A 12,117-nucleotide genomic window follows, 5' to 3' on the forward strand; every position below is an offset into this window, starting at 1 on the left:
TGTTGCACGAATTTGATGTGGGGCGATAGAGGGATGTTACGAGTCGCAATTAATGGTTTTGGGCGTATCGGACGTAATGTTTTACGTGCTGTTTACGAGAGTGGTAAGAACCAGCAGATTAAAATTGTTGCAGTAAATGAGTTGGCGAAAGCAGAAACTATGGCTCATTTGCTTCAGTATGACTCCACTCATGGCCGCTTTTTCAAAAAAGTATCGCATAATCAAGAGCATCTTTATGTTCATCATGAAAACGGTGAGTTTGATTCGGTGCGAATACTTCACTTATCTGAAATCAAACTTCTTCCCTGGAAAGATCTGGGCGTGGATATTGTTCTTGATTGCACCGGTGTTTATGGCAATCGAGACGATGGTCTGGAACATATTCATGCTGGAGCGGCGAAAGTGCTGTTCTCCCACCCGGGCAGTAATGATTTAGATAATACGATTATCTATGGTGTTAACCACGAGACTATTCTTCCTGAACACAATATCGTGTCCAATGGATCTTGTACGACTAACTGTATTGTACCCATTATCAAAGTGCTTGATGAGGCGTTTGGTATTGATTCTGGCACCATTACGACTATTCACTCATCTATGAATGACCAACAGGTCATCGATGCTTATCACAATGATTTGAGAAGAACTCGTTCTGCCAGCCAATCCATCATTCCGGTTGATACGAAATTGCATAAAGGGATTGAAAGAATCTTCCCTAAATTTTCGAATAAATTTGAAGCAATTTCGGTTCGTGTGCCGACGATTAACGTTACTGCCATGGACTTAAGCGTCACAATTAAGTCAAATGTGAAAGTTTCTGACGTAAATCAAACCATAGTAGAGGCGTCTCAGTGTACATTACGTGACATTGTTGATTATACCGAAGAGCCACTGGTTTCTATCGATTTCAACCATGATTCTCACAGCGCTATTGTGGATGGAAGCCAAACAAGGGTAAGTAATGGGCATTTAGTGAAAATGCTGGTGTGGTGTGATAATGAGTGGGGCTTTGCTAACCGAATGTTAGACACTGCGATTGCGATGAGTGTGGCAAAAGCTGAGTAATATAAATGTGGTGAATTTATTTATTTTTCGGATTGAAATAAATAAACTAAGCCCCAATTTATAGCGTTATAATAACGACGTTGTAATTTATGGGCTCGGCAGGGTAGCCGGGCTTCTGAAACTTTTTAATGACTATTTGAGAGGACTAATCATGTCTGTGATTAAGATGACCGACCTGGACTTGGCAGGTAAACGAGTATTTATCCGTGCTGATCTAAACGTGCCAGTAAAAGAAGGTAAAGTAACTTCAGATGCTCGTATCCTAGCGTCTCTACCAACAATCAAGCACTGCTTGGAAGCTGGTGCAAAAGTAATGGTAACATCACACTTGGGTCGTCCAACTGAAGGTGAATACGCAGAAGAATTCTCTCTACAACCAGTTGTTAACTACCTAAACGATGCACTTGATTGCGACGTTAAACTAGCAAAAGATTACCTAAACGGCCTAGAACTTAATGCAGGTGAGTTGGTTGTTCTTGAAAACGTTCGTTTTAACAAGGGCGAGAAGAAAAATGATGAAGAGCTTTCTAAAAAATACGCGGCTTTGTGTGACGTATTTGTAATGGACGCTTTTGGTACTGCTCACCGTGCTCAAGCTTCAACTCATGGTGTTGGTATGAATGCTCCTGTTGCATGTGCTGGACCTCTTCTTGCTAACGAATTAGATGCACTTGGCAAAGCAATGGATAACCCAGCCCGCCCAATGGTTGCTATCGTTGGTGGTTCTAAAGTTTCAACTAAACTTACTGTTCTTGAATCATTATCTAAAATTGCTGACCAGCTTGTTGTTGGTGGTGGTATCGCGAATACGTTTATCGCAGCTGCAGGTCACAACGTAGGTAAGTCTCTTTATGAAGCAGACCTAGTTGGTACAGCTAAAAAACTAATGGATGAGTGTGCTATCCCTGTTGCTACTGATGTTGCTTGTGCAAAAGCATTTGATGAAAACGCAGAAGCTGAAATCAAGAAAGTAGAAGACGTTCAAGACGACGATATGATTTTCGACTTAGGTCCTGACTCTACTAAAGTTCTTGCGGATATTCTTAAAAATGCGAAAACCATTCTTTGGAATGGTCCAGTAGGCGTATTTGAATTCAAGAACTTTGAAGCGGGTACTAAAGGTATTTCAGAAGCGATTGCAGCTTCTGATGGCTTCTCAGTTGCTGGTGGTGGCGACACTCTAGCGGCTATTGATAAGTTCGGTATCAAAGCTGACGTGTCTTATATCTCAACTGGCGGCGGTGCTTTCCTCGAGTTTGTTGAAGGTAAAGTTCTTCCAGCTGTAGAAATGTTGGAAGCACGCGCTAAAGCGTAATTTATGTAATACCAGCGGGAGTCTTAGACTCCCGCTTGCCTATCATGCTTGCTGCACATTGATTGTTTATTTGCTAAACTCTCAACATTGCAAGCAGGGGCGTTTGCAAGTTTTAACTTAACGAGTTTTATTAATAAAACGACAGAAAATAGGATCAATCCATGTCTAAGGTTTTTGATTTCGTAAAACCAGGTGTTATCTCTGGTGATGACGTGCAGAAAGTATTCGAAGTTGCCAAGGAAAATAACTTCGCAATCCCAGCAGTAAACTGTGTAGGTACTGACTCTGTAAATGCTGTTTTGGAAGCTGCTGCAAAAGTTAAGTCTCCAGTAATCGTTCAGTTCTCTAACGGCGGTGCTGCTTTCTTCGCGGGTAAAGGTGTTAAGCTTGAAGGCCAGGGCGCTCAAGTTCTTGGTGCTATCGCGGGTGCAAAACACGTTCATGCAGTTGCTGAAGCTTACGGCGTTCCAGTTATTCTTCATACTGACCACGCAGCTAAGAAACTTCTACCTTGGATCGACGGACTACTAGACGCAGGTGAAAAGCACTTTGCAGAAACTGGTAAGCCTCTATTCTCTTCTCACATGCTAGACCTTTCAGAAGAGACTCTAGAAGAGAACGTTGAAACATGTGCTAAGTACCTAGAGCGCATGGCTAAAATGAACATGACAATCGAGATCGAACTTGGTTGTACAGGTGGTGAAGAAGACGGCGTTGACAACTCAGATATGGATGACTCTGAGCTGTACACTTCTCCAGAAGACGTTGCATACGCATATGAGAAACTAAGTGCAATTAGCCCACGTTTCACTATCGCTGCTTCTTTCGGTAACGTACACGGTGTTTATAAGCCTGGTAACGTTGTTCTTACTCCTACTATCCTACGTGATTCTCAAAAACACGTATCTGAGAAATTCGGTCTTCCTGAAAACTCTCTTAATTTCGTATTCCACGGCGGTTCTGGTTCAAGCGAAGCTGAGATTCAAGAGTCTATCTCATACGGTGTTATCAAAATGAACATCGATACTGATACTCAGTGGGCAACATGGGATGGTATTCGTCAGTACGAAGCTGAAAACCATGACTATCTTCAAGGCCAGATTGGTAACCCAACTGGTGAAGATGCTCCAAACAAAAAATACTACGATCCTCGCGTATGGCTACGTGCTGGTCAGGTATCTATGGTTAAGCGTCTTGAAAAAGCGTTCTCTGACCTAAATGCTGTTGATGTTCTTTAATTTTAAGAACTGAAATTGTTTAGAAAGCCGCTCTAATGGAGCGGCTTTTTTTTGCCATAAACTTAACGCTTTATGACTGGTCAATATTAAAATATTTGCTTAAGCTATGACTCTAAGAACAGCTTAGTGTGTGAGCTGATAATATCATTAGGAGAAAAAGCATGGCTGGGGAGTCAGTAACTGGCGTCGATACTCAAATCGTAAGCAGTTTGAGTGAAGTAAACAAGTGGCTAACAAATAACTCTGATATTTTAATACAGTATGGCGTGAACTTGATTTCCGCTGTTCTTATTCTGTTTATCGGTAATATTATCGTTAAAGTATTAGCTGGAAGCGTAGCCAAAATACTTAACAAGAAATCGATGGATCCCGCTGTAGTCGAATTCATCAAAGGTTTAGTGAGATACTTGTTGTTTGTGATTGTGCTTATCGCAGCATTAGGCCGAATTGGAGTACAAACAGCTTCTGTAGTCGCTGTTATTGGTGCGGCAGGCTTAGCTGTAGGTTTGGCTCTTCAAGGTTCTCTATCAAACTTTGCGGCAGGTATTCTCATCGTTGCGTTTAGACCGTTTAAATCAGGTGATTATGTAGAAGTCGCTGGTGTGGCTGGTTCAGTTGAATCAATTCAGATTTTCCAAACTGTGCTGAAAACACCAGACAACAAAATGGTCGTGGTACCAAACTCATCCGTTATCGGCGACGCTATTACTAACTATTCAAAACATCCTGTTCGCCGTATTGATTTAGTTATCGGTGTTTCTTACAAAGCTGACCTTAAGAAAACCAAAGAAGTATTGCGCAGTGTGATTGAGCGTGATGAGCGAATTCTAAAGGATAGAGACGTGGTTATTGGTGTTGTGGCACTAGCTGATTCTTCAGTGAACTTTAACGTTCGTCCTTGGGTTAAAACTGATGATTATTGGAATGTTTACTACGACTTAATGCAGGGAATTAAAGAAGCTCTTGATGAAAATGATATCGAGATCCCGTTCCCTCAAATGGATGTTCATCTCAACAAACTTGACTAATCTATGTTTCGATACCGAGTTTGAATCTTAAGCGGCCTAGAGCCGCTTTTTTATGCCCAATTGAGAATGTTTAGCATCGTACGTCATCAGTCACATTCAGGTTAAATCTTTGTCATTTCACTCGCTGCCCTCTTTTCGTCGACTATATTTTTTCTATGATGTTAGCTCGTAGTTTTATAAGGACAACGTGATGAGATTGGTTTCTGGAAGTATTTCTGTTTTATGCATCTTTTTTGCCTCTCTGGCTTACTCTCAGTCGTTACCTTTTGCTCATATAGCGACAACCGGTTACGGTGAAGTGAGCGTGGTCCCAGATAGTGCGACATTTTCAGTGCAGGTTGAAAAGACCATGATGAATGCTGATCAGGCGAAAGAGAGTGTCGATGATGTCGTTAGTAACTTCCTGGCTCAGTTATACAAGATGGGTGTGGAGAAAGACGATATAAACAGCTCAAACCTTTATCTTGCTCCACAGTACTATTATCCGAAGGACAGTCAGGCTCAATTGGTGGGGTATAAAGCGCGTAGAAAGATCACAATAGATGTGAAAAATCTGGACAAGTTAAATGACTATATTGACACCGCAATTGACTCTGGCATAAACCGGGTGGAAAACATTCAATTAACGGTTAAGGATAATGAAAAGTATTTAGAGCAGGCTAGGCTTTTGGCTATCGAGGACGCAAATCAGAAAGCGCTTTCTTTAGCGAAAGGATTTAAACGCTCATTAGGCGCTGTGTGGCAGGTGAGCTACCGCAATAATCAAAGCTCTCCCGTTTTAATCCGTACACTTTCATCAGAAAGTAAAATAGTTAACGATTCTTATCAGGACTCAAATATCGTTGTAAAAGATAGTGTTGATGTGGTGTATAAGCTGAATTAGGTTATTAGACGAAGGTCTAGGATCTGGTTGAATATTGAGCTGTGTGGTTAATTATTATACCATTCGCTTCATTGGAATTGGTGTGCCCGAGGTTGGACTGATTGGTCTTTTTCTGCACTTAAATTGAGTGCAAATAAAAGTTAAGAAAATCAATACGAAGGCAAATGAGGCGAAGTATGGTAAATCATTTTCTCGTAAGATTGACGATTGGTTGTTTGGTTGTTTTGGGCATAAAGTTAAGTGCGCTTTACTTTCTTCCTATGGTTGTACTGCTCAATACTCATAATAAAGAGTTTTTTGGTTGGTAACCGATATACGACTAAAGTCAAAATAAAAAAGGGAGCTATCGCTCCCTTTTTACAACATAGACGTTTTATTATAAAACGTGCACTGATGCAGTGTTCGTTGTACCTGAAGAAACGAGAGCTCCAGAAACCATCACTACGATATCACCTTTCTTACCCAGTTTTGTTTCTAGGGCAATTTCTTTACCTAAGTGATAGAAAGAGTCTGTATTCTCAATAGCATCAACAATAATTGGTATTACACCCTTAGTAAGAACAAGCTGAGCAGCCGTTTTCTTATTGGTTGTAAGAGCAAGAATATTTGCTGTTGGGAAGTATTTACGAACAGAGCGAGCTGACTTACCAGCTTGCGTTGCAACGATAATCAACGGTGCTGTTAGTTTTTCTGCAGTATCAACTGCACCTTTACATACCGCTTCCGTAATACGTAGACGAGGGCTGTCTAGGCGATCTCCCAATTCAGCTTGAAGTGCTGAGTCAGTGCGCGCTGCGATTTGAGCCATGATCGTTACTGCTTCAACAGGGTATTTACCTTTAGCTGTTTCACCAGAAAGCATTACTGCGTCTGTACCGTCCATGATTGCGTTTGCAACGTCACCCGCTTCTGCACGAGTTGGACGAGGGTTTTTGATCATTGAGTCAAGCATTTGAGTCGCTGTGATAACCATCTTACGAGCGCGGTTACATTTCTCAATCATCATTTTTTGAGCAAAGATAACTTCTTCCGCTGGAATCTCAACACCTAGGTCACCACGAGCAACCATGATACCGTCAGATAACTCAAGAATCTCGTCAAAGTTATCAACGCCTTCTTGGTTTTCAATTTTTGAAATGATGTGGATGTCTTTACCACCATTTGCATTTAGAAACTCACGAATTTCCTGAACGTCAGAAGCTTTACGAATAAATGAGGCCGCAACAAAGTCAACACCCTGTTCACAACCAAACTTCAGGTCATTCTTATCTTTTTCAGATAGTGCAGGAAGGCTAACTTTTACGCCTGGAAGGTTTACACCTTTGTTTTCACCAAGCGCACCGTTATTTAGAACGGTACAAGTCACGTCATTTTCAGTTTTGCTGATCACTTTCATTTCGATTAGGCCGTCATCAACAAGGATTGTGTTACCAACAGCTAAATCAGAAGCAAAACCTGGGTAAGTTACTGCTACTGTATTTTTATTACCAATAACAGTTGAGTCAGTCGTAAATACAAACTCCTGACCAGCTTCTAGTTCAACGTCCTGACCGCCTTCTAATTTAATTGTGCGAATTTCAGGACCTTTAGTATCAAGTAAAATAGCAAGTGTTTCACCAGTATTTGCCATTACTTGACGGAAATTATTAATACGAGTTCCATGTTCTTCGTAATCGCCATGAGAGAAGTTAAGGCGCATAACATTCATGCCAGCGTTTACTAGTTCAGTTAGCTTCTCTAGTGATTCAGTTTTAGGGCCAATCGTACAAACGATTTTGGTCTTTTTCATGGAAGATGTTCTCCGATACAATCATCAATTTGAAACTGTGTCTTAAAGTGTCTGCGATGGCTTATTTAAATCTCTACCTTAAGCCTACTCATCATTATATCAGTATGACACTTTAAATATGAAAGTCTTTCAGTATTTCAGTTATTTTATAACTAAGCATTATTGCTTGCTACTCAGAAAAAATCCAAAATTTAGCGTTTTTTGCCGGTTTTTCGTCATCCATCCGGTAATTCAACTATCAATTCTGTAATTTTTTTTCTTTTGCGACGCGAATTCTAGCATTTTATGAAGGGAATATCACTGCTTATTACTTGTCTTAGGACAAGGTTTTAGTCGTAATTATTAATTTTTACTATCGAAATAAATAGACAATAAAGTTTCGTTTTGGTTATGATAAGTTTTATTCCGTAACTTATTTTTTGCCTCTAAATGACGAAACGAAACACAAAGCAGAGAAGACACCTTATTGTAACTTTAGTAAACGAAAAAGGAGAGGTGAGTGTTGATGATTTAGCCAAACGCTTTGAAACCTCAGAGGTGACGATACGGAAAGATTTATCTGCATTAGAGGCGAATGGATTATTACTTCGTCGTTATGGCGGCGCGATCTCGCTTCCAAAAGAGGTCATTGCGGAAGAATTAAGTCTAAAAGTTTCGAACCGAAAGATTTCCATCGCAAAAGAAGCTGCTATGCTGATAAAAGACCATCACAGAATTGTGATCGACAGCGGTAGTACGACCACAGCCGTAATCCCTCATTTAAACGAAAAGCAAGGTTTAGTCGTGATGACCAATTCACTGAACGTTGCGAATGCATTAAGAGAATTAGAAAACGAACCTACATTACTTATGACTGGAGGAACATGGGACCCGCACTCTGAATCTTTTCAGGGGCAGGTCGCTGAGTCTGTGCTCCGTTCTTACGATTTTGATCAGTTATTTATTGGTTGTGATGGGATCGATTTAAATCGTGGTACGACCACGTTTAACGAGTTGTTTGGGTTAAGCAAAGTGATGGCCGATGTGTCGAGAGAAGTTATCGTGATGGCTGAATCCGATAAATTGGGACGCAAAATACCAAACTTAGAGCTTAGCTGGAAAATAATTGACGTATTGATTACCGATAGTGGGTTATCAGATGAACAAATGAGAGTCATTGAATCCCATAATGTAAAAGTCATTCGAGCATAGTTTCGTTTGGCGATCGAGTAGATAAATTTAGGAGTATTTGGATATGTGTGGAATTGTTGGAGCGGTTGCTCAACGTGATGTCGCTGAAATTCTGGTGGAAGGACTTCGTCGCTTAGAGTATCGGGGTTATGACTCAGCGGGTGTGGCGATTGTCGATTCTGAGCATAATTTAACTCGTATTCGTCGTTTGGGTAAAGTTCAGGAGCTATCAGATGCTGTGGAACAGGCTCAGGTTAGCGGCGGTACTGGTATAGCACATACTCGCTGGGCGACACATGGTGAGCCTTCAGAAATCAACGCCCATCCCCATGTATCAGGAAGCATTTCAGTTGTGCATAACGGGATTATTGAAAATCACGCCCCTCTGCGCCAAATGCTAAAAGATAAAGGATACGTTTTCGTCTCGCAAACGGATACTGAAGTCATTGCACATCTGGTTGCGTTAGAGCTTGAAACTTCAGAGTCTCTCATCGAAGCTGTTCAAAAAGCCGCAAAACAGCTAGATGGTGCTTACGGCACGGTTGTTTTAGATCAGAATGATCCTTCTCGTTTAGTGGTTGCACGTTCTGGCAGTCCTATCGTTATCGGCTTCGGTGTCGGTGAAAACTTCCTTGCTTCAGATCAGCTAGCGTTACTCAATGTAACTCGCCGCTTTATGTATCTGGAAGAAGGAGATGTGGCTGAGATTACTCGTCGTGATGTGACTGTTTATGACCATAGCGGTGAAAAAGTTGAGCGCGAAATTCTTGAGTCAACAGCTGAGCATGATGCTGGAGACAAAGGAAAATACCGTCACTTTATGCAAAAGGAAATTTACGAACAGCCTGTCGCAATAACCAATACGATGGAAGGTCGCTGTACTAAAGATTCAGTCATTATTGATAGTATTGGTGTTCATGCGGCTGAGATTCTACAAAAAGTTGAACACGTGCAAATCGTTGCGTGTGGAACATCTTATAACGCGGGTATGGCTGCACGATACTGGTTTGAAGGGATCGCGGGTGTGAGTTGTGATGTCGAGATTGCATCTGAATTCCGTTACCGTAAGTTCGTTACGCGCCCAAACAGTCTTCTTATTACACTTTCTCAGTCTGGTGAAACGGCGGATACTCTTGCCGCACTAAGATTAGCAAAAGAGAAAGGGTATATGGCGGTCATGACCATTTGTAACGTAGCGGGTTCATCATTAGTGAGAGAATCGGATATTGCATTCATGACTCGTGCTGGTGTTGAAATTGGTGTGGCATCAACAAAAGCATTTACAACGCAACTGACCGCGATGCTGATGCTCGTAGCAGGTATCGGTAAACAAAAAGGTACTGTTGATGCAGCGTTAGAAAAAGAGATTGTGACGTCTCTTCATCAGCTACCTGGTCAAATAGAGGCTGCGCTGAAGTTCGATGCTGAGATTGAAAGTCTGGCTAAAGATTTCGCAGACAAACACCATACTCTTTTCCTTGGCCGTGGCGAATACTACCCGATCGCATTAGAAGCTGCCTTGAAACTGAAAGAGATTTCTTATATCCACGCTGAAGCTTATGCTGCAGGTGAATTGAAACATGGCCCTCTGGCACTGATTGATGCGGATATGCCAGTCGTGGTTGTGGCACCGAATAATGATCTGTTGGAAAAACTGAAATCGAACATCGAAGAAGTCCGTGCTCGCGGTGGATTACTATATGTATTTGCTGATGAAGATGCTGGCTTTGAATCGGATGAGACAATGAAAATCATCAAGATGCCGCATGTCAGCGAAATTACCGCACCGATCTATTACACATTGCCGATGCAGCTGTTGTCGTACCATATTGCTCTTATTAAAGGGACCGATGTCGATCAGCCACGGAACTTAGCTAAAGCGGTCACAGTAGAATAAAACTCGTATTCGTTCACAGATGTGGTGTAGGAGAGGAATAAAGTCTCATACTAAGTAATAAAGATTCATACTGAGTATTAAAGTATCATCCTGAAATGGCGGTAATCTATGTGGTTGCCGTCATTTTTTCTATGAGCATCTTTAAAAATAGTTTGAAGTCTGATTGCATATTACGTTGGTTTATATGGGCCGATTTCTATTGGTCGTAACAGGGAAATTATATGAATAATCAGAACAGGTATAAAAGAAAGTTTGGGCTTGATGGTTCAAACAAAGAAAAGGCAGCTCTGGCGTTGGAACATGCCCTCGATATAAGAAAGTTTGAAATTGAATTGTATTGGAAAAGGGCCACATATTTTTGGGCATTAATTGCTGTAGCATTTGCGGGTTTTTTCTCGGTTTTGGCGAGCGAGCATTTAAAAAGCAAAGAATTTTTTGCCTTTGTTATAGCAGTTATCGGGTTTGTGTTTACTTGGGCTTGGTTCTTAGCAAATAGAGGAAGTAAATTTTGGCAAGAGAATTGGGAGAACCACGTAGACATGTTGGAAAATGATACTACGGGACCTCTTTATAAAACGACTCTACACCGACCTCGAAGCTCTTCGGTAGTTGAAATACTCATAACAGGACCAGCAAAAATATCTGTATCTAAAGTGAATCAATGGGTGAGCTTTTTTACCCTGTTTATTTGGATTATGCTATTGATATTTATTTCTTTACCATTTGAATTTTCTAAAGAAATAAGTTGGATCCGGGTAATTATATTAGTAATAGGTATCTTTTCCTGCTTTATGATGTGTTACGGGAGCAAAACTCATTTGGGGCCTCATCGTCACAAAATGAGGAGTAGAAAGACCCAGATATTATAATTACCCAACCTCAATATTTATCTTTTGAATTGTAGATTGTTAGAGGGACATGAATCAGTGTTACACTGATTCAAAGTATACTATCGGAGCATCAACAATGAGCACCAAAGAATGGGTTTATCAGAGTGAGCAAGAGTTTGGTTTATATCAGGAAATGACGCTTGAGAAGAATAATGATAATCCCGCGATCATTGAGATAGCAAACCCGGTTGATTTCAGAGTAAATTATTCAACCAATGCCGACGGAAAAGCATTCGGGAGGCTTATGGCTGAAATCCCGGCTGATGTGTTCGATGAAATTGCGGTTGCCTGGTGTAAACAGAGAAAATTACAAGGTGCTTTCGGCGGCCCCGTAGGGAACGAATGGGGTAGTCCGGATTGCGACTACGAGTAGGTCTGTAGTGTTCAAACCGAAGGAAAGAAGATGTACTACTTTGCAGAGGATCCCTTCTAGGTAATGTAAACCTGGAGGGTATATGAAAAAATTAAAACAGCAGTACGAACACGCTGTTGGTAGACAATCTGCGGATTATTTGTGGCATTTCTATCCCAGTATCCGAAGTGGTACTCACAAGCACTTTAGTACCAAACAAGAAAAAAGCTTTTACTTCATGCATTTGGTTGAATGTAAAGGTTATCCGGTAAAGTTTCGTGCAGCTCGCAGGAATGCACTGGCCGATCCTTGGGACGACTATCCGGCATATGTTTATGATGTAGCAAAAAGCTGGAAGCATAACTCCAAGAGAAAGCATCAATATTACCGAGAAAGTTGATGTTATCGATCTTCACAGAAGAAAAGTAATAGAGTTGCATACTCAAGCCGTTGTCCTTATGCTTATTTTATCAGCATGGGATAGCGGTTT

General features: G+C 41.1%; 12 protein-coding genes. 11 read left to right on the plus strand and 1 reads right to left on the minus strand.

The window, feature by feature from the left end:
* The first annotated feature begins 33 nt into the window (after positions 1-33).
* The 6 genes from epd (at position 34) to EES38_RS22615 (ending at position 5,837) form a co-directional block, all read left to right on the plus strand.
* Complete coding sequence (gene epd / locus EES38_RS11090; protein ID WP_124937273.1) at positions 34-1,065, plus strand: erythrose-4-phosphate dehydrogenase; 1,032 nt, start codon at positions 34-36, stop codon at positions 1,063-1,065.
* A 151-nt stretch (positions 1,066-1,216) separates the two neighbouring features.
* Positions 1,217-2,380: a phosphoglycerate kinase gene (locus EES38_RS11095; protein ID WP_124937274.1), complete on the plus strand. Its 1,164-nt coding sequence runs from the start codon at positions 1,217-1,219 to the stop codon at positions 2,378-2,380.
* A 161-nt stretch (positions 2,381-2,541) separates the two neighbouring features.
* On the plus strand, positions 2,542-3,618 hold the full coding sequence (fbaA, locus tag EES38_RS11100; RefSeq protein WP_124937275.1) for a class II fructose-bisphosphate aldolase: 1,077 nt from the start codon (positions 2,542-2,544) through the stop codon (positions 3,616-3,618).
* 161 nt (positions 3,619-3,779) lie between these two features.
* Entirely contained in the window at positions 3,780-4,646 is an 867-nt protein-coding gene (gene mscS / locus EES38_RS11105) for a small-conductance mechanosensitive channel MscS (protein WP_124937276.1), read from the plus strand.
* A gap of 190 nt (positions 4,647-4,836) precedes the next feature.
* A complete protein-coding gene (locus tag EES38_RS11110; protein WP_124937277.1) occupies positions 4,837-5,529 on the plus strand; it encodes an oxidative stress defense protein in 693 nt (230 codons plus the stop codon).
* Between the two features lie 176 nt (positions 5,530-5,705).
* On the plus strand, positions 5,706-5,837 hold the full coding sequence (locus EES38_RS22615) for a hypothetical protein (protein WP_279432214.1): 132 nt from the start codon (positions 5,706-5,708) through the stop codon (positions 5,835-5,837).
* Positions 5,838-5,905: 68 nt separating this feature from the next.
* Here the strand turns inward: EES38_RS22615 and pykF are convergent, their stop codons facing one another.
* On the minus strand, positions 5,906-7,318 hold the full coding sequence (gene pykF / locus EES38_RS11115; RefSeq protein ID WP_124937278.1) for a pyruvate kinase PykF: 1,413 nt from the start codon (positions 7,316-7,318) through the stop codon (positions 5,906-5,908).
* Between the two features lie 429 nt (positions 7,319-7,747).
* On the opposite strand from pykF, the gene EES38_RS11120 reads away from it, so the two are divergent.
* The 5 genes from EES38_RS11120 (at position 7,748) to EES38_RS11140 (ending at position 12,027) form a co-directional block, all read left to right on the plus strand.
* Positions 7,748-8,509, plus strand: coding sequence for a DeoR/GlpR family DNA-binding transcription regulator (locus EES38_RS11120; protein WP_124937279.1), 762 nt, complete (start codon positions 7,748-7,750; stop codon positions 8,507-8,509).
* Between the two features lie 43 nt (positions 8,510-8,552).
* The gene (gene glmS, locus EES38_RS11125; RefSeq protein ID WP_124937280.1) at positions 8,553-10,385 is read left to right on the plus strand and encodes a glutamine--fructose-6-phosphate transaminase (isomerizing); all 1,833 of its coding nucleotides are present in this window, start codon (positions 8,553-8,555) and stop codon (positions 10,383-10,385) included.
* A 221-nt stretch (positions 10,386-10,606) separates the two neighbouring features.
* The gene (locus EES38_RS11130) at positions 10,607-11,254 is read left to right on the plus strand and encodes a RipA family octameric membrane protein (RefSeq protein ID WP_124937281.1); all 648 of its coding nucleotides are present in this window, start codon (positions 10,607-10,609) and stop codon (positions 11,252-11,254) included.
* Between the two features lie 97 nt (positions 11,255-11,351).
* Positions 11,352-11,648, plus strand: a complete 297-nt coding sequence (locus EES38_RS11135; RefSeq protein ID WP_124937282.1) for a hypothetical protein — start codon at positions 11,352-11,354, stop codon at positions 11,646-11,648.
* 82 nt (positions 11,649-11,730) lie between these two features.
* The gene (locus EES38_RS11140) at positions 11,731-12,027 is read left to right on the plus strand and encodes a hypothetical protein (protein WP_124937283.1); all 297 of its coding nucleotides are present in this window, start codon (positions 11,731-11,733) and stop codon (positions 12,025-12,027) included.
* Positions 12,028-12,117 lie beyond the last annotated feature (90 nt).

Source organism: Vibrio viridaestus (assembly GCF_003856525.1).
GTDB lineage: Bacteria > Pseudomonadota > Gammaproteobacteria > Enterobacterales > Vibrionaceae > Vibrio > Vibrio viridaestus.

Excerpts from the sequence above, each read along its gene's own strand:
- epd (WP_124937273.1), top strand. The coding sequence starts at position 34 with ATGTTACGAGTCGCAATTAATGGTTTTGGGCGTATCGGACGTAATGTT.
- EES38_RS11095 (WP_124937274.1), top strand. The coding sequence starts at position 1,217 with ATGTCTGTGATTAAGATGACCGACCTGGACTTGGCAGGTAAACGAGTA.
- fbaA (WP_124937275.1), top strand. The coding sequence starts at position 2,542 with ATGTCTAAGGTTTTTGATTTCGTAAAACCAGGTGTTATCTCTGGTGAT.
- mscS (WP_124937276.1), top strand. The coding sequence starts at position 3,780 with ATGGCTGGGGAGTCAGTAACTGGCGTCGATACTCAAATCGTAAGCAGT.
- EES38_RS11110 (WP_124937277.1), top strand. The coding sequence starts at position 4,837 with ATGAGATTGGTTTCTGGAAGTATTTCTGTTTTATGCATCTTTTTTGCC.
- EES38_RS22615 (WP_279432214.1), top strand. The coding sequence starts at position 5,706 with ATGGTAAATCATTTTCTCGTAAGATTGACGATTGGTTGTTTGGTTGTT.
- pykF (WP_124937278.1), bottom strand. The coding sequence starts at position 7,318 with ATGAAAAAGACCAAAATCGTTTGTACGATTGGCCCTAAAACTGAATCA.
- EES38_RS11120 (WP_124937279.1), top strand. The coding sequence starts at position 7,748 with ATGACGAAACGAAACACAAAGCAGAGAAGACACCTTATTGTAACTTTA.
- glmS (WP_124937280.1), top strand. The coding sequence starts at position 8,553 with ATGTGTGGAATTGTTGGAGCGGTTGCTCAACGTGATGTCGCTGAAATT.
- EES38_RS11130 (WP_124937281.1), top strand. The coding sequence starts at position 10,607 with ATGAATAATCAGAACAGGTATAAAAGAAAGTTTGGGCTTGATGGTTCA.
- EES38_RS11135 (WP_124937282.1), top strand. The coding sequence starts at position 11,352 with ATGAGCACCAAAGAATGGGTTTATCAGAGTGAGCAAGAGTTTGGTTTA.
- EES38_RS11140 (WP_124937283.1), top strand. The coding sequence starts at position 11,731 with ATGAAAAAATTAAAACAGCAGTACGAACACGCTGTTGGTAGACAATCT.